Source organism: Spiroplasma endosymbiont of Amphimallon solstitiale, assembly GCF_964030965.1.
Lineage (GTDB): Bacteria > Bacillota_I > Bacilli_A > Mycoplasmatales > VBWQ01 > Spiroplasma_E.
In genome coordinates this window covers 659,836-679,946 of the sequence record NZ_OZ034999.1, presented here as the reverse complement: position 1 = coordinate 679,946, position 20,111 = coordinate 659,836, and the positions used below count along the sequence as shown (strand labels likewise).

Annotated in this window: 23 protein-coding genes and 4 pseudogenes; 18 read left to right on the top strand and 9 right to left on the bottom strand. The window is 24.0% G+C overall.

Annotated elements, in window-relative coordinates:
- Nucleotides 1-51: 51 nt before the first annotated feature.
- The 4 genes from AAHH39_RS04220 to AAHH39_RS04205 all read left to right on the top strand — a co-directional run bounded on the left by AAHH39_RS04220 (nucleotide 52) and on the right by AAHH39_RS04205 (nucleotide 1,405).
- A complete protein-coding gene (locus tag AAHH39_RS04220) occupies nucleotides 52-204 on the top strand; it encodes a hypothetical protein (protein WP_342218958.1) in 153 nt (50 codons plus the stop codon).
- A 104-nt stretch (nucleotides 205-308) separates the two neighbouring features.
- Nucleotides 309-779 (top strand): hypothetical protein, encoded by a 471-nt coding sequence (locus AAHH39_RS04215; protein ID WP_342218957.1) that lies wholly within the window; start codon nucleotides 309-311, stop codon nucleotides 777-779.
- Between the two features lie 15 nt (nucleotides 780-794).
- Nucleotides 795-1,094 carry a hypothetical protein gene (locus AAHH39_RS04210; protein WP_342218956.1) on the top strand — a complete coding sequence of 100 codons (300 nt, stop codon included), beginning with the start codon at nucleotides 795-797 and terminating at the stop codon, nucleotides 1,092-1,094.
- A 56-nt stretch (nucleotides 1,095-1,150) separates the two neighbouring features.
- Nucleotides 1,151-1,405, top strand: a complete 255-nt coding sequence (locus tag AAHH39_RS04205) for a hypothetical protein (protein ID WP_342218955.1) — start codon at nucleotides 1,151-1,153, stop codon at nucleotides 1,403-1,405.
- 28 nt (nucleotides 1,406-1,433) lie between these two features.
- On the opposite strand, the gene AAHH39_RS04200 is transcribed toward AAHH39_RS04205, so the two are convergent.
- The 3 genes and pseudogenes from AAHH39_RS04200 to AAHH39_RS04190 form a co-directional block, all read right to left on the bottom strand.
- The gene (locus AAHH39_RS04200) at nucleotides 1,434-1,601 is read right to left on the bottom strand and encodes a hypothetical protein (RefSeq protein WP_342218954.1); all 168 of its coding nucleotides are present in this window, start codon (nucleotides 1,599-1,601) and stop codon (nucleotides 1,434-1,436) included.
- 160 nt (nucleotides 1,602-1,761) lie between these two features.
- Complete coding sequence (locus AAHH39_RS04195; RefSeq protein WP_342217458.1) at nucleotides 1,762-2,706, bottom strand: IS30 family transposase; 945 nt, start codon at nucleotides 2,704-2,706, stop codon at nucleotides 1,762-1,764.
- A 49-nt stretch (nucleotides 2,707-2,755) separates the two neighbouring features.
- Nucleotides 2,756-3,665 (bottom strand): annotated as a pseudogene (locus AAHH39_RS04190) (IS256 family transposase); the annotation flags it as partial.
- 95 nt (nucleotides 3,666-3,760) lie between these two features.
- Here AAHH39_RS04190 and AAHH39_RS04180 point away from each other — a divergent pair.
- Nucleotides 3,761-4,720 (top strand): transposase-like zinc-binding domain-containing protein, encoded by a 960-nt coding sequence (locus AAHH39_RS04180; protein WP_342217794.1) that lies wholly within the window; start codon nucleotides 3,761-3,763, stop codon nucleotides 4,718-4,720.
- 90 nt (nucleotides 4,721-4,810) lie between these two features.
- On the opposite strand, the pseudogene AAHH39_RS04175 reads toward AAHH39_RS04180, so the two are convergent.
- Nucleotides 4,811-5,143: pseudogene (locus AAHH39_RS04175) on the bottom strand (transposase); the annotation flags it as partial.
- A gap of 184 nt (nucleotides 5,144-5,327) precedes the next feature.
- Here AAHH39_RS04175 and AAHH39_RS04170 point away from each other — a divergent pair.
- On the top strand, nucleotides 5,328-5,987 hold the full coding sequence (locus tag AAHH39_RS04170) for a hypothetical protein (protein WP_342218950.1): 660 nt from the start codon (nucleotides 5,328-5,330) through the stop codon (nucleotides 5,985-5,987).
- Here the strand turns inward: AAHH39_RS04170 and AAHH39_RS04165 are convergent.
- Both AAHH39_RS04165 and AAHH39_RS13285 read right to left on the bottom strand, forming a co-directional pair.
- The gene (locus tag AAHH39_RS04165; RefSeq protein ID WP_342218949.1) at nucleotides 5,984-6,274 is read right to left on the bottom strand and encodes a hypothetical protein; all 291 of its coding nucleotides are present in this window, start codon (nucleotides 6,272-6,274) and stop codon (nucleotides 5,984-5,986) included. The two genes, AAHH39_RS04170 and AAHH39_RS04165, sit on opposite strands and share 4 nt — an antisense overlap.
- Before the next feature lie 71 nt (nucleotides 6,275-6,345).
- Nucleotides 6,346-6,801: pseudogene (locus AAHH39_RS13285) on the bottom strand (IS30 family transposase); the annotation flags it as partial.
- On the opposite strand from AAHH39_RS13285, the gene AAHH39_RS04160 reads away from it, so the two are divergent.
- Nucleotides 6,767-6,919, top strand: coding sequence for a hypothetical protein (locus AAHH39_RS04160; protein WP_342218948.1), 153 nt, complete (start codon nucleotides 6,767-6,769; stop codon nucleotides 6,917-6,919). The pseudogene AAHH39_RS13285 and the gene AAHH39_RS04160 sit on opposite strands and share 35 nt — an antisense overlap.
- A gap of 53 nt (nucleotides 6,920-6,972) precedes the next feature.
- Here the strand turns inward: AAHH39_RS04160 and AAHH39_RS04155 are convergent.
- Nucleotides 6,973-7,461: pseudogene (locus AAHH39_RS04155) on the bottom strand (helix-turn-helix domain-containing protein); the annotation flags it as partial.
- Between the two features lie 513 nt (nucleotides 7,462-7,974).
- Between AAHH39_RS04155 and AAHH39_RS04150 the strand changes: the two are divergent.
- Nucleotides 7,975-9,093, top strand: coding sequence for an Mbov_0401 family ICE element transposase-like protein (locus tag AAHH39_RS04150; RefSeq protein WP_342218947.1), 1,119 nt, complete (start codon nucleotides 7,975-7,977; stop codon nucleotides 9,091-9,093).
- 752 nt (nucleotides 9,094-9,845) lie between these two features.
- Here AAHH39_RS04150 and AAHH39_RS04145 read toward each other — a convergent pair.
- Entirely contained in the window at nucleotides 9,846-10,124 is a 279-nt protein-coding gene (locus AAHH39_RS04145; protein WP_342218946.1) for a hypothetical protein, read from the bottom strand.
- A 134-nt stretch (nucleotides 10,125-10,258) separates the two neighbouring features.
- Nucleotides 10,259-10,387: a hypothetical protein gene (locus AAHH39_RS04140; protein ID WP_342218945.1), complete on the bottom strand. Its 129-nt coding sequence runs from the start codon at nucleotides 10,385-10,387 to the stop codon at nucleotides 10,259-10,261.
- A gap of 207 nt (nucleotides 10,388-10,594) precedes the next feature.
- On the opposite strand from AAHH39_RS04140, the gene AAHH39_RS04135 reads away from it, so the two are divergent.
- The 10 genes from AAHH39_RS04135 to AAHH39_RS04090 all read left to right on the top strand — a co-directional run bounded on the left by AAHH39_RS04135 (nucleotide 10,595) and on the right by AAHH39_RS04090 (nucleotide 20,072).
- Nucleotides 10,595-11,833 (top strand): IS256 family transposase, encoded by a 1,239-nt coding sequence (locus AAHH39_RS04135; RefSeq protein WP_342219314.1) that lies wholly within the window; start codon nucleotides 10,595-10,597, stop codon nucleotides 11,831-11,833.
- Between the two features lie 142 nt (nucleotides 11,834-11,975).
- A complete protein-coding gene (locus AAHH39_RS04130; protein ID WP_342218944.1) occupies nucleotides 11,976-12,176 on the top strand; it encodes a hypothetical protein in 201 nt (66 codons plus the stop codon).
- 527 nt (nucleotides 12,177-12,703) lie between these two features.
- Nucleotides 12,704-13,480, top strand: a complete 777-nt coding sequence (rpsB, locus tag AAHH39_RS04125) for a 30S ribosomal protein S2 (RefSeq protein WP_342218943.1) — start codon at nucleotides 12,704-12,706, stop codon at nucleotides 13,478-13,480.
- Nucleotides 13,481-13,495: 15 nt separating this feature from the next.
- Nucleotides 13,496-14,374, top strand: coding sequence for a translation elongation factor Ts (gene tsf / locus AAHH39_RS04120; protein WP_342218942.1), 879 nt, complete (start codon nucleotides 13,496-13,498; stop codon nucleotides 14,372-14,374).
- Nucleotides 14,375-14,394: 20 nt separating this feature from the next.
- Nucleotides 14,395-14,976, top strand: a complete 582-nt coding sequence (locus tag AAHH39_RS04115; protein ID WP_342218941.1) for a hypothetical protein — start codon at nucleotides 14,395-14,397, stop codon at nucleotides 14,974-14,976.
- A gap of 63 nt (nucleotides 14,977-15,039) precedes the next feature.
- Complete coding sequence (gene pyrH, locus AAHH39_RS04110) at nucleotides 15,040-15,768, top strand: UMP kinase (protein WP_342218940.1); 729 nt, start codon at nucleotides 15,040-15,042, stop codon at nucleotides 15,766-15,768.
- Nucleotides 15,769-15,791: 23 nt separating this feature from the next.
- Nucleotides 15,792-16,784: a phosphate acetyltransferase gene (gene pta, locus AAHH39_RS04105; RefSeq protein WP_342218939.1), complete on the top strand. Its 993-nt coding sequence runs from the start codon at nucleotides 15,792-15,794 to the stop codon at nucleotides 16,782-16,784.
- A gap of 18 nt (nucleotides 16,785-16,802) precedes the next feature.
- Complete coding sequence (locus tag AAHH39_RS04100; RefSeq protein ID WP_342218938.1) at nucleotides 16,803-18,056, top strand: acetate kinase; 1,254 nt, start codon at nucleotides 16,803-16,805, stop codon at nucleotides 18,054-18,056.
- A gap of 226 nt (nucleotides 18,057-18,282) precedes the next feature.
- Nucleotides 18,283-18,423, top strand: a complete 141-nt coding sequence (locus AAHH39_RS04095; protein ID WP_342218937.1) for a hypothetical protein — start codon at nucleotides 18,283-18,285, stop codon at nucleotides 18,421-18,423.
- 146 nt (nucleotides 18,424-18,569) lie between these two features.
- Nucleotides 18,570-20,072, top strand: coding sequence for an FAD-dependent oxidoreductase (locus AAHH39_RS04090; protein ID WP_342218936.1), 1,503 nt, complete (start codon nucleotides 18,570-18,572; stop codon nucleotides 20,070-20,072).
- Nucleotides 20,073-20,111 lie beyond the last annotated feature (39 nt).

Genomic DNA, 20,111 nt, shown 5'->3' with positions numbered 1-20,111 from the left:
TTTTCTTTTTAAATGTTATAATTAAATTTAAAAATATTAAGGAGGAAAAAAATGAAGAGTGATGAATCTCATAAACGATTATCGTTAAAAGAATTTGTTTGATTAGGTTTTAATTATGCAGTAGGAATTGGTTTTATTGGTAATTTTGCAATATTATCTAATATTGGAAAACCTAACTCAATTGGAATTAATGCGCCCGATTAACAGCCGGATTTTTAGTTATTGCTGGAATTAGTTTAGCAATAACTAATGGTTCATCAAATTGAAATTACTGAACTACTGAGAGTACATTTTCTTTTGCTGGATTTATGAATACTTTTACTTCATGTTTCTTTTTCTTTGCTGGTTTTGAATTTTTTTCAACAGCAGGTAAAAACGTTAATAACCCTGAAAAAAATATTGGTAAAGGTATTACTTTAATTATGATAATTATGACAGTTTTCTATGCTGTTATTTCATTAATTTTCTTTTTAGGATATAGCGTCTTTGTGCAAAATATGAATATGGGTGCGTGAAGTCCTTTTACAAGCAAAATAATTATCTATGGTGGTCCAATTATAATGATTATTAGTGGGTTAGCTTTAAAAATTAATATCGCAATGCAAAATGCTTTATATGGTGGTACCACATTACAGCCACTTTCTAAAGAAGGATATATTTCTTTTAATTATGTAGAAAAGTATGGATGACCAAAAATTATTCATCAATTTACACTTAAAATATTATTTTTAATTAAAAATTTGTTAAAAGTAACATTATTTAGTGTAAAAATTCTCTAAAAATAACACTTTATCATGTATCATTACTTTTCTACAAAATTAAAGTATATTTCTAATAAGTTATTTAATTTAAATAAAGATGGAATTCCTGTTAAAGCAGCAATTATTAATTTAATAGTAACATCTGTTATGTTAATTTTATGATTAGTTATTCCTGATTTGATTAAAGGAATTTGGTTAGTTTCACATCCTGATCAACAATATTCATCAGCTTTTAATGTTGCTAATTTATCATCAGCTTTTTCTGTAATTACAATGTTTATTTATATCATGGTTTTAATTACAGTATTAAAATTAGCATTAGATAAAAATTAAAACTGAATTGATATGAAAAAATTACTTTTCCATTTATTTTAGTAACTTTAGGATTAATGTTCGTTTGACATTATTATTCTATTATTTATGATGCAGTTACAGCAACTGATTCAAGTGCAATAGTTGCTATGGTTATTGAGTTAGTATTTATTTTAAGTAATGTGATTTTTGCAATAACTTGATACTTTGCTTATTACTCTAAAAAATATAAACTTCGTTTAAAAACAAATCCTAATTTACAAGTAGAATTGAATAGTGAATTTACTTTTAATTTAGAACATCAAGCAAAATTAGCAAAATGTAATAGTTAACAAAAAATAAGTTACTCTATAGAGTAACTTATTTTTTTATTAAATTAATTTTTTTCTCTTTGTTGTTTATTTCTTCTCTTAAATTATTAATTATTTTGCGTTCTTGTTCTCAATTTATTTTTATTTGATTTCTTTCTTCAAGTGTTTTCTTAAATTCATGTTGATGTTTATTTATTCATTCATTAACTTTTTGCATTTTTTCTCCTTATTAAAATGTAAAGGTATTTATTTAAAATAATTAAACTTATATTAAGTTTATAAATAATTATACTATGAGAAATTAAAAAGATTAGAAATTTTATAGTTAAATTTTTGTTTTTTATTTCCTGAATTGTAAATATAAATGGGACAGTTTTTTAAAATAATTGTATTAAATCTATTGGTCTTTTATAAGATAGTGATTTTCTGGGTGTAGAATTAATTTGAAATGCTATAGTATTTAAATCTTTTTGTTTATATGAAGATAGATCTGTAGATTTTGGTAAATATCTTCTTAAAATACCATTATTATTTTCATTTAAACCTCTTTGACAAGGTTTACCAGGATCTGCAAAATAAATCTTAACATTACAATTTTTTTCGATTAATTTTCATTTACTAAATTCTTTACCACGATCAAAAGTAATAGTTTTAACTGTTCCTTTTTGTAACTTTGAAATAAATTTTATTATACTTTTTGTAATATTTTCTGATTTATTATTTTTAGTTGCTAAAGGAATTGTGGTTTTTGATCATATATCAGCTAAAGTAATAATAGAACTTTTATGATCTTTACCAATGATAGTATCACCTTCTAAATGACCAAATTCTTCTATATTTTTAATATTAGGAATGATTAAATTTCTTTCATGAATAGACTTACAATTATTAATTCTGCCCCTAGTTTCTTTTTGTTTGTGAGGTTTATTTTTTCCTTTTCTCAATAAGTTATTTTCATCAAAACCCATTCGATTTGTTTTAAACATGTTATATAAAGTTTTTGTTGAAATACTTTTTATTTTATTTTCCTTTAAAAAATTAGCAATTATATCAAGAGCATAATTTTTAGTAATTAACAAATGATTAATAGTATTAATTTCTATTAAAGTTAAAATTATTAATTTTCTACCTGCATTTTGTTTATTTTTTTGAATTTTATTCAATATTTCTAATGGTAATAAGTTTTGATTTAATAATCTACAAACTCTATGTACAGTTGATTTACTATAATCAATGGCTTTTGCTATTTTACGAATCGAAAATCCATAACTTTTATATTCTTTTATTGCTATTATTGATTCAATAGTCAGATACTTATACATTGTGCTAAGAGGCTTTTTAGAAATCTGTGTATCTTTGTTTTACAAAGTACTAGTTCAGATTAATTCTGTCTTCAAATTTTATCATAAAATGAGCAATTGCTGTATTTCAATTTTGAATAGGCAATGTTCATTTTTTTGTTATATTTTCAATTGCTAAATAAAATATTTTAAAAACTGACATATCATTAGGAAAAGCTTTTTTGTTTCTAATAACTTTTCGTAATTGACTATTAACAGATTCAATAGCATTTGTTGTATAAATTACTCTTTTGATTTCTGCAGGATAACTAATAAAAATCATCAAATTTTCTCAATTTTTATATCAAGATTTAGCAATTTGGGGATATTGTTTATTTCATTTACTTTCAAATGATTCTAAAGCTTGCATTGCTTGTTCTTCACTACATGCACTATAAATTGGTTTTAAATCTGTAACTAGAGTTTTTCGATGTTTGTATGAAACATATTTTAAACTATTTCGAATTTGATGAACAATGCATAATTGATGTTCTGTTTTAGGATAAACTGCTTGTATTGCTTCTGACATGCCTGTTAAATTATCACTACAAGCAATCAAAATATCATTTAAGCCTCGATTTTTCATTTCTGTGAAATTAGCTAATCAAAATTTAGCACCTTCATTTTCACTAATTCATAAGCCTAAAACATCTTTTTTACCTTCTAAATCAACTCCTAATGCTATATAAACTGATTTATTAATAATCCGTTTATCTTGTCGAACTTTAACTACTATACAATCAAAATAAACAATCGGATAAACGCTTTCTAATGGTCGATTTTGTCATGCTTTGACATCATCAATAACATCATCAGTAATTTGGACTAATAACACTTTCACTAATATCAGCACCATGATATAACTCTTGTAACTGCATTCTAATGTCAGATAGAGTCATACCTTTTGCATATAGTGAAAGCACTTGTTGATCAAAACCATCAAATCCTTTAATTTTGTAGAAAAGTAGTGGTATTAGTAAAATTAGCAAAAATATATTTTTATATGGTATTTTTAATATTAAAGAGGTGATTTTAAATGAATAAAAATACAGTAAAAGAAATTTTAAATAATTTGTCTGATAAAGATTTTATTGAGATTTTTAGAGAAAATAAAACTAGAATTAAACAAATTGAGAAAAAAGAAAAATTTGAAGCAGTCGAACAAAAATTCAAAGAGAAAGGGATTCAATGTCCAGATTGTAGTTCTTTTTTGTGTACTAAATATGGTAGTAAAGATTATAAGCAAAGATATAAATGTAAAAGTTGTAATATTACTTTTCATGCTTTTAAAAATCATTATTTTTATTGAAGTCATTTATCTCATGATCAATGAGATTTATTGATACAAATAGCTACTTTAGGTCAATCTGCTTACATTATTTCTCAATTTATTAATACTACAAATAAAACTGCCTGATTTAATCGTCAAAAATTTATGAAATCAACACAATTAGTAAAAACACAAAATCAATTTGTAAAATTAAAAGCTAGAATTGAAGTTGACGAAACTTTTATCAAAGAAATTCATAAAGGAAACTTTAAAGATCCAAATGATCCAAGAAAACAATGAATTGAAGAAAATGCTAAAGATTTAAATTGTTGTATTCAAATGGCAATTGATGAAAACCGAAATATCTATGCTCAAACAACAAATACTAAAAGATTAAATAAAAAATGAGTACAAGAAAACTTAACATCGAAACTTATCGAAGAAAATTCAATTATAGTTTGTGATATGCAAGTATTATATGATACAGTAGCTAAACAAACTAAATCCACTATCCAGCAGTTTAAATCAAAAGAAAATAAAGAATTAAATTATAAAAAATTAAGTAATGTCAGTAAAATACAATCAAGTTTAAAAGAATTTATTACTCATTACCATGGCATTGGATTTACCAATATTCAAAATTACCTCAATTTATGGAAATGAAAATATCAACACTACGGATTAACCCCTTATCAAAAATCCAATGTGTTATATTTCAGTTTGTAAAAAAATAAATCCCAAAATTTAATAAAATCAAATTTTAAGTCAAGTTGATGACTTTTTTTATTTTACCACTACTTTTCTACAAAATTAAAAATCAAATCTTCGCTGTCTTTTTGCAACTATTACAGGAGTAAAATCACTATTGCGATCTCTTGGTACATCAATCTCAATTTTACCTTGTTGAGTTATTAATTTTTTTGAACTTGTACCATTACGAGCATTTTCAGTATTACTATGTTGATTTTTTTCATATCCTAAATAATTTTGCATTTCAGAATTCAACATTTTTTCAACTAAACGTTTTGTTAATTCTTTATATAAACCCCCTTCTTTAAAAACTGTTGTTAAATCTTCAGTATTTTCTAATAATAAATCTACTGCTTTTGATATTGGATCATTATTATTAATATTTTGTTTTTTAGCCATCTGTAACTCACTCTTTCTAGTCATTTAATTATATTTACTAGAATTAATTAAACATAGTTATTTTTGTAAGTTACACAGATTACTAAACATTGCCATTATTACTAACTTATTTAAACAATGAGAATTAGATTATCCAAATTATACAAATTTGCCACAAATTAAAATTTTTAAACAATTAATTATAATGTTATCAAAAAATATTTATTCATCAATGTCAATTAATAATGGTTTAAATGATGATTATAAGTTATTATTACCTTACTATTTTGAATTAAAATCAAATCCAATTCATTCTACACCAGATAAAGTTTGAGAATTTAAAGATGTAAAAGTAATATTGAAATCTGTATATTTTGATTTTACAAATTTAAAAAATATTAAATTAAAAAATAATGATATTAGTCAAAATGAATTATTTAAACTAGACGATAATCAATTTAATTGATTATCTATAACAAATGAACTAGAAAGTAATAATATACCATCATTAATTCCTGCTGATTGAACATTAGGAAATGGTGAATATGGTAAATATTTTACAAGAGCAATTATTAGTACTAATAAAATTGAAAATGCTTTAAATTTATATGGTTCTAATAAATCTCAATTATTTTCTAAATTAGAATTTTATAAAGAAATTATAAAAATTGATAATAATAATGAGTTTGAATTACAAATTGAAAATCCGATTAATAATTTAAATCGGATCGAAGTTAGTGGCATATTTGGTGCTAGAAATTATGATTTAATTTTAATAACAGATAAACAAGAAATAAACTTAAAAAATATTAATTTATTTGATAAATATAACGAAAATATTTCTTATATAAATTTAGAAATCTAATTATCAAAATATCCATTTGGATATATGCCATCTCATTTTATATCATAATCAGACATAGGTTTAAATCCAAAATAAAGTGATATTTTATGCTTATCACTTGTTTTATATTCTCATATAGTTGATCCCCCCCAGTGGGAATTACCATCATAATCTAAAAAATAACATAAACATTTAGTTTTATTATGTGCAATTGAACCAATTATTAAACTAGTTATTCCACTTATAGTGCCAGTTAATGCTAATGCTAATGTTATTTTACTCAAATTTGTTTTTATTCATTTTTTCATATTTTATATGTCCCCTTTTTACAATAAAGTTATTACAAAACCTGAATTGTAAATATAAATGGGACAGTTTTTTAAAATAATTGTATTAAATCTATTGGTCTTTTATAAGATAGTGATTTTCTGGGTGTAGAATTAATTTGAAATGCTATAGTATTTAAATCTTTTTGTTTATATGAAGATAGATCTGTAGATTTTGGTAAATATCTTCTTAAAATACCATTATTATTTTCATTTAAACCTCTTTGACAAGGTTTACCAGGATCTGCAAAATAAATCTTAACATTACAATTTTTTTCGATTAATTTTCATTTACTAAATTCTTTACCACGATCAAAAGTAATAGTTTTAACTGTTCCTTTTTGTAACTTTGAAATAAATTTTATTATACTTTTTGTAATATTTTCTGATTTATTATTTTTAGTTGCTAAAGGAATTGTGGTTTTTGATCATATATCAGCTAAAGTAATAATAGAACTTTTATGATCTTTACCAATGATAGTATCACCCTCTAAATGACCAAATTCTTCTTTTAATTATGTAGAAAAGTATGGATGACCAAAAATTATTCATCAATTTACACTTAAAATATTATTTTTAATTAAAAATTTGTTAAAATTAACATTATTTAGTGTAAAAATTCTCTAAAAATAACACTTTATCATGTATCATTACTTTTCTACAAAATTAAAGAATTCTTCTATATTTTTAATATTAGGAATGATTAAATTTCTTTCATGAATAGACTTACAATTATTAATTCTGCCCCTAGTTTCTTTTTGTTTGTGAGGTTTATTTTTTCCTTTTCTCAATAAGTTATTTTCATCAAAACCCATTCGATTTGTTTTAAACATGTTATATAAAGTTTTTGTTGAAATACTTTTTATTTTATTTTCCTTTAAAAAATTAGCAATTATATCAAGAGCATAATTTTTAGTAATTAACAAATGATTAATAGTATTAATTTCTATTAAAGTTAAAATTATTAATTTTCTACCTGCATTTTGTTTATTTTTTTGAATTTTATTCAATATTTCTAATGGCAATAAGTTTTGATTTAATAATCTACAAACTCTATGTACAGTTGATTTACTATAATCAATGGCTTTTGCTATTTTACGAATCGAAAATCCATAACTTTTATATTCTTTTATTGCTATTATTGATTCAATAGTCAGATACTTATACATTGTGCTAATTCCTTTCTTTTCTTAATTATAGAATTAACACAATTTAATTTTATATAAGTGTCCTTTTTAATTTTACAATTCAGGAAATATAAAAAATAATTAAAAAAGAAAAAATACTTTTTAATTTATTTTTTTTAATTGTAAAAATTCTATTATTTTTTAAATCTCATTCTAAACTCTAAAATCTATATATAAGTATATATATTTTTTAAAATATTTATATTTATTTGCTTATTTTTTACAAGTATACATTTAAACGCAAAATAACACCTAAATTAAAGGTGTTTATTTTATGAGACCAATACTATTAATTGTATGTCACTTGTTTATTATATGGAAAATATGAAAGTACTTTTTTTTCGGAATACCATTATTTTATTCATAATTACGTTTTTATGTGGATTATTATGGATAAAATAAATTATTAATGTTATTTATAATATTTTCACACTTTAAATTTATGTAAATTAAAATTAATAATTAGTATAAAAAAACAGATTAGGAGAGTTAAATATGAGTTTTAATTATTTATGAACTTTAAAAGAAGCAACTGAAAGAATGTATCAATCATTTAGAGATGATATAAAAAATCAATGAGAAAAAACAGATTGAAGAATATTAAAAGAAAGAGATAAAAAATATATTCCAGTTAAAATTAAAACAAGAACTAGAAATACTATAAATGGTCTTGTCACTTATAAATGTCGTGATTATAAATACTATGATGAAAAATTAAAAAAATGAGTAAGAGTTTGTTTATTAGATGAAGAATTGCAATTACCTAAATATAAAAGAACTTGCCAAGATATAAAAAATAATGTTATTGAACATTTTGCTGATGGAAAAAGATATATTGATATTTTACATACTATGAAACAAACAAAATTTAGTACAACCGGTATTAGTAGAATATTTCAAGAGTATCAAGTTAGTAAATTAGATGTTCCTAAAATAAAATTAGAACCAAATCAATTTATTTATATTAGTATTGATGATGGACATCGAAAATTTTGAAAATTTAAACGTAATTCTGGTAAATATTCAATGCGTTTAGTATTATTTTGTACAGATAATGTTAATCATACATTAGTTAATAAAAGAGCAGATGTAATAATAAGACCAACAAAAACTAAACTTGGAGTTAAAAAAACTGCTGAATTTATTTTACAACAAGGACAAAGATTTTTTGAAAATTTTGAACAAGCAAAAATAATTATTTGTGGTGATAGTGCTGGGTGAATTAAAGAAGTTGCAGATTATTTAGGTGCTGAATTTGTTTTAGATAAATTCCATTTGGTTAAAAAGTTATATATAGGAATTATTGCTGGAAATAAGGGAAAATATTGAAATGAATATAATACTTGTAGAACTTTTATTGAAAATGGTCAATATGATGAATTAATTAAATATATGAGTGAAATATTAAAAAATCATAAAAAATTAAAAAAACAATATTTTAAAAATAATAAAAAAGGTATTGTTAATCAAGGTGCAAAGTGAAATATTGGTTGTTTTACTGAAAGTAATATTTGACATATTTTAAAAGAAATGCTTGGTAATAGAACATATAGCATAAATATTTATATTAAAATGGTTATTTTTAAGTGCAATCAAATAAATTTGAAAACATAATTTTAATGAATATAATAATTACTGATTATTTCACAATTTGCAATAGCGTCTCAAAAATTATTATTTTTTATTTTCATTTTTAAACCAATAATGAAAAAAGTTAATGCTATAATTATAACTATAAAAATTGGTATTACTATTATTAATAATATAACTCCAATTTGCAATTGAATTCAATTATAATAATTTTGATTATTTTGAAAAATATGACATAAACATATATGATTTGCACAATGACATAAAATAGAATATGTACTATAAATTTTTAAAATATTAAATCCATTTATAATTTTAATTTGTTCATGATTATGATAATTGAAATTTGAAATACCAATTAATATTAAAGCAGTAGTAATAATTAAAAGAGTTAAAATAAATAGTAATATAGTTATTAAATGTAATTTTTTAAGTTTGTAAATTTTCATTTTTAAAATCTCCTTAAATTTATTTGTTAATTTTAACATTTAATAAAATGTAATATAAGTATTTTTGTTGTAATTATTTTTAATTAGTAGTAAGATAAATTTACAATTGCATATAATTACAATTATTTCTTGTCTAGAATTTAAGAAATGGTTAATAAGTAATTATATCCTCCGTTTTTGTTACCGTCCCAATCCGTCCCAATTCTTTATATAGAAGCATTTACATAAAGTACTCACTATTAGACTTCTACGACAGTTTTATGAAGTTTTAATCTTTAACAAAAAAAGAACGATAGTTATATCGTTCTTTGTTATCCAATTATGAATCTAAGGGTTAAAGTGATGCGCCCATCAGCAAGGATTAGTTACATCAATTTTACCAACTGCAATATCAAATGCTAATTTTGAATCTATTCCTGGATTTGCAGCTGGGGAACCAAAAGCAAAATTTCCAGTTGGTACAGACTTAACAGAATATTTTAAAACTACTGAAAGTGAAGGTAAAACAATAAAAAGTATTGTTGACCTTATTAAACAAGGTGCTTTAAAAATTAATGTTAGTGAAGCTGCAGAAGGTGCAGGAAATTTTGTTAAAGGAAATACCATAAAAGTAAAAATATCAATTGGTGATATTCAATTTGCTACTGAAAAGACTTTATATATATCTTAATTATTAAAATTAATAAATATAAAAAGAAGAGTGAAATTTCACTCTTCTTTTTATATAGTTATATTTAAATTTATTTAAATGGAGAACTAAATGGATTACTATTTTGCTTTCTATCTCAATGAGAATAATCAGCATCTTGATTACTTTTATTTTTCATTTCTTCATTTCATTGTCTAACTTGTTTTTTAGGGCTTCACATTGAATGTGTAGAAGGTGGATCATAATAAACAGTTCTTATGTTTTGTGTTATTTTATTTTTACTTGCTTTTATTTCTTTATCATATAAAACATCACCAGAACAAATGCCAGATTGGCAATGTTTAGTAATCTGTGTAACTTACAAAAATAACTATGTTTAATTAATTCTAGTAAATATAATTAAATGACTAGAAAGAGTGAGTTACAGATGGCTAAAAAACAAAATATTAATAATAATGATCCAATATCAAAAGCAGTAGATTTATTATTAGAAAATACTGAAGATTTAACAACAGTTTTTAAAGAAGGGGGTTTATATAAAGAATTAACAAAACGTTTAGTTGAAAAAATGTTGAATTCTGAAATGCAAAATTATTTAGGATATGAAAAAAATCAACATAGTAATACTGAAAATGCTCGTAATGGTACAAGTTTAAAAAAATTAATAACTCAACAAGGTAAAATTGAGATTGATGTACCAAGAGATCGCAATAGTGATTTTACTCCTGTAATAGTTGCAAAAAGACAGCGAAGATTTGATGGTTTTGATCAACAAGTGCTTTCACTATATGCAAAAGGTATGACTCTATCTGACATTAGAATGCAGTTACAAGAGTTATATCATGGTGCTGATATTAGTGAAAGTGTTATTAGTCAAATTACTGATGATGTTATTGATGATGTCAAAACATGACAAAATCGACCATTAGAAAGCGTTTATCCGATTGTTTATTTTGATTGTATAGTAGTTAAAGTTCGACAAGATAAACGGATTATTAATAAATCAGTTTATATAGCATTAGGAGTTGATTTAGAAGGTAAAAAAGATGTTTTAGGCTTATGAATTAGTGAAAATGAAGGTGCTAAATTTTGATTAGCTAATTTCACAGAAATGAAAAATCGAGGCTTAAATGATATTTTGATTGCTTGTAGTGATAATTTAACAGACATGTCAGAAGCAATACAAGCAGTTTATCCTAAAACAGAACATCAATTATGCATTGTTCATCAAATTCGAAATAGTTTAAAATATGTTTCATACAAACATCGAAAAACTCTAGTTACAGATTTAAAACCAATTTATAGTGCATGTAGTGAAGAACAAGCAATGCAAGCTTTAGAATCATTTGAAAGTAAATGAAATAAACAATATCCCCAAATTGCTAAATCTTGATATAAAAATTGAGAAAATTTGATTATTTTTATTAGTTATCCTGCAGAAATCAAAAGAGTAATTTATACAACAAATGCTATTGAATCTGTTAATAGTCAATTACGAAAAGTTATTAGAAACAAAAAAGCTTTTCCTAATGATATGTCAGTTTTTAAAATATTTTATTTAGCAATTGAAAATATAACAAAAAAATGAACATTGCCTATTCAAAATTGAAATACAGCAATTGCTCATTTTATGATAAAATTTGAAGATAGAATTAATCTGAACTAGTACTTTGTAAAACAAAGATACACAGATTTCTAAAAAGCCTCGCCAGATTTGTTGTTCCTTTAGTCTTTGTTTCTATGGCAAATCTATTTCTTAATCTTTGATCTATTTCTAAATTAGTTACCTCATTTCTATTAGCATAGTTGTGCTTTTTAATTGTTGTTCAGTAAGTTTCACAAATGATTCTGTAACTCCACATATTGTTTGTTCTTCTAGTACAGTTTCTTTTTTTAATTATGTAGAAAAGTATGGATGACCAAAAATTATTCATCAATTTACACTTAAAATATTATTTTTAATTAAAAATTTGTTAAAAATAACATTATTTAGTGTAAAAATTCTCTAAAAATAACACTTTATCATGTATCATTACTTTTCTACAAAATTAAAGGTTTCTTTTAATCTATTTTGTTGATTTTGCAAATGATATTTAAGTTGTTGTCTTTCTTGTGTTTTAGATTTAAACATTTTTCTTCCATCTTCCCTTTTAAATATAAAAAAACTATTTACTTTTAAAATTAAAGTAATTAGTTTAAAAAAACTTAATATTAAGTTTTTAGTATTTTATATCATAAATGAATATTTTATATGTGTAATTTACTTTTTATTTTTATAATATATTGTGTGTTTTTATTGGTATTATTTTTTTTAAGAAAACTAAAAAATATTTTTATAATATAGTTTATTAAAATACAATTCTATTTTTATGTTTAAAAATAATTTGTTTAAAATATAAAAAATATGCTACAATATACACGCTTAATTTAATGAAAATAAGCAACACATTTGTGAATTCATTGCCTAGTGCTTTTTAATTAAAAAGTGGCCAATGTTAGAAATAAATGGAAGAAAAACAAATTAGAAGGAGACAATATGTCAGTTGTAACACGTGAACAACTCCTTGAAGCGGGAGTTCAGTTTGGTCACCAAACTAAAAGATGAGATCCAAAGATGTGTAAATATATTTTTGGTCAAAGAAATGGTATTCATATTATTGATTTACAAAAATCAATGCGTAAATTAGATGAAGCTTGTCACTTTGTTAAAGAAACTAGTGAAAATGGTGGTAAAGTTTTATTTGTAGGTACAAAAAAACAAGCCAAAGAAGCTGTGCAAAAACTTGCAATTAGTTGTAATTCACCTTATGTAACAGAACGTTGATTAGGTGGTAATTTAACTAATTTTAAAACTATTAAATCAAGTATTAAAAAGTTAATTGATATTGAAAATAAAGAAAAAAGTGGAGAAATTAAACTTTTAACAAAAAAAGAGCAAATGTTAGTAATTAAAGAAAAAGCACGTTTAGAACGTAACCTTGGTGGTATTAGAAATATGTATAAATTACCAGAAGCTATTTTTGTTACTGATACTATTACTAATAAAATTGCTGTCGAAGAAGCAGTTAAACTTGGTATCAAAATTATTGCGATTTGTGATAGTAATTCAAATCCAGATAATATTGATTATATTATTCCTGGTAATGATGATGCTACAAAATCAATTACTTTAATTACAAAGAAAATTGCTGAAGCTATTAATGAAGGACAAAGTGTAAAACCAGTTATTGATAAAAAAGAAATAGTAGTAGAAGAAACTACTAGTCTTGATGAAAATAAAACTGAAAATGTAATTGAAAAAAATAAAGAATAAAGGAGAATAGTTTATATGTCAGAAGTTAAAGTAGATGTTAAATTATTGAAAAAATTAAGAGATACAACCGATTTACCAATTACTGATTGTAAAGAAGCTTTGATGGAAAAAAATAATATTTTTGAAGCAGCACTTTCCCTATTAAAAATTAAAGGTTTAGCAAAAGCAGAGAAAAAAAGTATTAATAAAGCTACTGAAGGGGTTACTAAAGTTGTTATTAGTGGTAATAATGCAATTATTGGTGAATTAAATTGTCAAACTGAACAAGTTGCTGATTTAGAAGATTTTAATGATTTATTTACTAAGATTTTGGAAACAATTTTAAAACATCAACCTAAAACTATTGAAGAAGCTTTAATGTTAAAAGCTGATGGAAGTAGTGAAAGTTTAAATGATGAGATAAGATTTGCTATCGCTAAATTAGGTGAAAATATTGTTTTAAATCGTTTTCAATATTTAAGTAAAAATAGTGATGAAGTTTTTGGTTCATATGTCCATGGTGGTGGTAAATATAGTGGTTTAGTTATTATCAAAGGTGTTGATAAGGAAAGTGATATTCCAAATAATGTTGCTATGCAATTAGTATCAGCAGATGCTAAATACATTGATATTGATCACATACCTGCAACAGTTCGTGATAAAGAATTATCAATTATTAGTGAAAAAACAAAAGAAGAAGAAAAATTGAAAGAAAAAAAACGTCCTGATAATATTCTTGAAAATATTATAAGAGGTCGTTTTGAAAAAGTATTATCTGAATTAACTATTGTTAATCAACTTTATATTAAGGATAATACAATTAAGGTTAAAGAGTATTTAACTAAAAATCATGCTACAATTATAGCTATGATACGTTATCAATTAGGTGAAAAAATTGATAGTTCTGCCAAATAAACATTTAGGAGGTAAATAAAGTGAATTTTCAAATTATATATTATATTGCATTAGTAATGTTTATATTATTATTAGTTATTTTTGGTTGAGGATGATATAGTTTTAATAAACCAAAAACAACTATTAAATTTTTGAATTTAAAATTATTAGTAGCAACATTAATAGTTGGTGTAATTGGTTTAGTTATCTCAATTGTTCCAATTGGAATGCAAGTTTGAACATTTGAACCAGAATATATTAAATCTGATTCTGCTTTTTTAAGTTTATTAATAGTAGAGTATATATTTTTAGTTATCATGTTAGGATTAGCATATATTTTTAGTTTTGATTTTGGTATCGCAGTTGATGAACATAATATTTATTTCTTTGGACAAAGCGTTAATACTAGTAAAATTGTTGCATTGGAACAAAAGAAAAATGTTTTAAAAATTGTTTATGAACAGGGTATTAAAAAAATTAAAAAACGTTTAACAATTATTACTCCACAAGCACAACTTTTTGTTAAAGATCATTTAGCACAAAAAGTTATTGCTAACGTTGAATTAGAAACTGTCGCTGAAAGCGCAAATAATGATTCATTATCTAGTGATAACAGTAAATAAATAAGAAGCCACAAAGCAATCTGTGGCTTTTTATAATATTAAATTTAAGGAGGATGATCAAAAATGGAACAATTTAAATATAAACGAATATTATTAAAAATTAGTGGTGAAGCTTTAGGTGATGGTAGTAATGAATTATATAATAATGAAAGTATTCATAATGTTTGTCAACAAATTCAAACCCTAGTTAAGGCAAAAGTAGAAGTTGGTTTAGTAATTGGTGGTGGTAATATTTGACGTGGTGCTAAACAAGGAGAAAAGATTGGCTTAAAAAGAATTAATGCTGATTATATGGGAATGTTAGCAACTATTATGAATGCTTTGGTAATTGAATCAAAGTTAAAAGCGCTTAACGTAAAAGTTATTGTGCAAACATCATTAGAGATTAATCAAGTTGCTGAACCTTTTTATTACAAAAAAGCTATTAGTAGTTTTGAAAAAGGCTATGTTTGTATTTTTGCTGGTGGTACTGGTTCACCATACTTTACAACGGATACTGCAGCAGCACTTCGTGCTACTGAAATTAATGCGGATATATTATTAATGGCAAAAAATGGCGTTGATGGTGTTTATGATAAAGATCCAAACATTAACAAAAATGCTATTCGTTATTCACATTTATCATATCAAGATATTACTAATAAACAATTAAAAGTAATGGATTTAACTGCTTCAACAATGTGCATGGAAGCTAACTTGAAAATTATGGTATTTGATATTAAGGTTGAAAACAATATCATTAAAGCAGTACAAAATAAAGCAATTGCAACTATTATTAGTAATCAAAATTAACAAATTAAAGGAGAGAAGATAATATGAAACTATTAGATTTTATTTTATCTATTTTACAAAAAAGCAAAACACCAATCAGAATTTTATTTCCAGAAGCGGATAATGAAAAAGTACAGGCAGTAGCTTTAAAAATTATTAATGATAATTCACCTGTTAAAAATTTTATTACACCGGTTTTATTATTTAATAATGATAAAGAAATTCCTAGTAATATTAAAAATTCTAATATTAAAACATTATCTATTGAAGAAAATCAAGTAACAAATTTTACTAATCAATTATATGAATTAAGAAAAGCAAAGGGTTTAACTTTAGAAGCAGCTAATAAATTGGTATTAAGTCGTAATTACTATGGAATGATGTTATTAAATAATAAAGAAGTTAATGGTTTTGTTGGTGGTATTACTTTTACTACTGCTGATATTTTACGTCCAGCTTTACAAATTATTGGACCAAAAGCAGGTACTAAAACTGTTTCAAGTACATTTATTATGAATAAAAATGAAGAAATATTTTTATTTAGTGATGGTTCAATTAATTTAAATCCAACAGCTGAACAATTAGCAGATATTGCAAAATCTACAATTCACTTTGGTGAACTTTTAGAATTTAATCCAATTAAATTAGCAATGTTATCTTATTCTACTAATACTAGTGGTAGTGGTGAAAGTGTTGATAAAGTACGTAATGCTACTAACTTTGTTCAGCAATTAAAATTAAAGAATGTGCAAGTAGCAGGACCAATTCAATTTGATGCTGCTTGAAATCAAGAAGTGCGAAATAAAAAATTCCCAGAATTAACAATTAAAAATCATTGTAATGCATTTATTTTCCCAACTTTAGATGCTGCTAATATTGGTTATAAAATTGCCCAAAGATTAGGTCATTATAAAGCTATTGGTCCTATTGTTTTGGGTTTAAATCAGCCAGTTAATGATCTTTCTCGTGGTGCTACTATTGATGACATTTATTACACAGCATTGATCACTGCTATTCAAACATTAATTAAGAATTAATAAGGAGATAAAACAAATATGTCAGAACAAAATAAAATTTTAGTTATTAATGCTGGAAGTAGTTCTATTAAATTTCAACTTTTTAATGCTATTAATAATGATAAACAACCTGATTTTACTATTCTTTGTAAAGGTTTAGTTGAAAGGATAGCTATTAAAAATAGTAATTTTATTATTGAAATTGCTAATGGTAATAACTTTATTAAACATGAAGTAACGAAAGATATTGCTGATCATATTATAGGAGCGCAAACAGTTATTGATGCATTAATTGAGTATAAGGTCATTAATAATTTTGATGATATTAAACGAATTGGTCATCGTATGGTTCACGGTGGTCAAAAATTTAATAACTCAATTGTTATTGATGAGAAAGTCATTGCTGGTATCAAAGCATGTATTCCTTTAGCACCATTACATAATCCACCAGCTTTAAAAGGATTATCATCTTTTCAAAAATTAGTTCCACATGCTAAACATGTGGCAGTATTTGATACTTCATTTCATAGTACTATTCCTGAAGAAAAATATCTTTACTCAGTTCCATATGATTGATATAAAACATATGAGGTAAGAAGATATGGATTTCATGGTACTAGTTATCGTTATATTTTAGATAAATTAACTAATATTTTAAATAAACCAAAAGATAAGATTAATGCTATTATTTGTCATTTAGGTAATGGTGCTAGTATTTGTGCTATTAAAAATGGTAAAAGTTTTAATACTAGCATGGGATTAACACCGTTAGATGGTTTAATTATGGGTTCTAGAAGTGGTATCATTGACCCTTCTATTCATGGTTATATGTGTAATGTTAAAGCAGAAGCAACTATTGAAACCGTTACTAATGATTTAAATAAAAGTTCGGGTTTATTAGGAATTAGTGGACATTCTTCTGATTTACGTGATGTTCTTGCAAGTAGTAATGATAAAAACCATAAGTATCATTTACAATCACAATTAGCAATAAAAATGTTTGTTCAAAGAATTGCTAATTATATTGTTCAATATGGTAATGATTTAGATAGTAATATTGATGCATTAGTATTTACTGCAGGTATTGGTGAAAATTCTGCAATTATTCGTCAATTAGTTATTGAGGAAATTAAAGTGTTTACTTTAAAATTAGTAACTAATAAAAATAATGATAAGTATAATGATTACTTAGAAATTAGTGATAAACAATCAGAAGTTCCTATTTTTAAAATTAGAACAAATGAAGAATTAATGATTTGTCAAGATACATATAATTTATTAAAAAATATTTAAAAAATAAAAAAAATAGATTAAGGATTTTTTGTTTTGATATATAATGTTTAAATTAAGTGAAAATACTTAATAATTATCAAATTTTAATTAAAAATAACTACTTTAAAGATTTAAGGAGAAAAAAGTATGACATATAAAGACATTAAAGAAAAGAAAATTTTTAAAATTTTTGAAAAAGATGAAATTGAAAATTTTGATAAAAGCATGATAAATAAAATAAATAATTATGACAAAAAAAAATAAACCAACTAATAAGCCGTTCTTAAATAATAATTGAGATACTTGTCGTGGCTTATTAGAAATTAATAAATATCATCATGATCATGATGGAAGTAGTCCATCAGCAATGGCAATTTCAGCTTCTTAAAATTATTGTTATATTCATTTACTGAACAAAGAAAGAGTTGTAACTATTAAATAAAAAGTGATAAAATAATATATATATATATATATGTATTTGTGATTACAAAAAAGAAATTGAAAAAAAGTAATAAGTAAGAGAGGAATTTTAGCATGGAAAGAAAACAAAAGATTGTTGTTATAGGTGTTAATCATGCCGGAACAACAGCACTAAAGGCAATTATGAGGTCTAATCCAAATAGTGAAGTAGTAGCATATGATCGTAATGATAATATTTCATTTTTAGGATGTGGAATTGCGCTTTGAGTTGGTAAAGAATTTACTGATCCAAAAGGATTATTTTATGCCACAATTGAAAAGTTAAGAGCATTAGGTGTTAAAATTAAAGAAAAACATGAAATGATTAAATATGATAGTAAAGCTAAAATTGTTACTATTAAAAATTTAGATACTAATGAAGTATTTACTGAAAGTTATGATAAGTTAGTATTAGGAATTGGTTCATGACCAATCTTAAATCCAGGTGGTAAAGAAATTCCTGGTTTAATTGCTCATAAAGATGGTGCAGTTGTTAAAGATACTTTAAATGGTGTTAAATTAACAAATGGCATTCATTTATCAAAACTATACCAACATGCTCAAGAAATTATTTCTGATTTGAGTAAACCAGAAGTAAAAAAAGTAGTAGTAATTGGTGCAGGTTATATTGGTATTGAATTAGTAGAAGCTTTTTATAAAGATAAAAAAGAAGTTACTTTAATTGATTTTGAAAATCGTATTATGCCTCGTTATTATGATGAAGAATTTACAAATGATGTTGAAGCAGATATGAAAAAAGTAGGAGTAAAATTACAATTAGGAGAAACTTTACAAGAATTTATTATTAAAGATGATAAAGTGAGTGAAGTAAAAACTAATAAAGGAACATATAAAGCTGATTTAGTAATTATGGCTGTTGGTTTCTTACCAAATACTGCTATCTTGAAAGATGAGAATGGTAAAGTTCAACTTAACTTAGATCCTCGTGGTGCAATTGAAGTTAATGAATATTTTCAAACTTCAGATCCTAATGTTTATGCAATTGGTGATTGTATTAATATTCGTTCAAATGCTTGAAATAAAAATGTTAATATTGCCTTAGCAACTAATGCTGTACGTAGTGGTTTAATTGCTGGATTAAATGTTGCAAAAACAGATCCTAAAACAAGAATTGCCTTTCTTGGTGTTCAAGGAACAAATGCAATTGCTGTTTTTGGTTGAAAACTATGTGCTACTGGTTTATCAGAAGTTTCTGCAAAAGCAATTTTAGGTTCTAATAATGTAGAAGCATATTTTTATCAAGATACAGTGTTTCCACCTTTTATGAGTGAAAATCATGAAGTAAAAATTAAAATTATATGAGAAAAGAGTTCTCGTCGTATTGTTGGAGCTGAAATTGGTTCAACTCATGATCATACAGAAACAATTGCAATGTTTTCATTAGCAATATTGAAAAAGGTTACTATTGATGAAATTCCATTAATTGATATGTATTTCTTACCACACTTTAATAAGCCTTATAACTTTGTTACTGCGGCAGCACTTTTAGCAACAGGAATTTTAACAAAAGAAGATGTTACATATCCAGATCCATATTTAAAAGGTAAGAAAAAATAGATTGCCTTATCAAATTAATTTTGAGAGGAATAAAATATA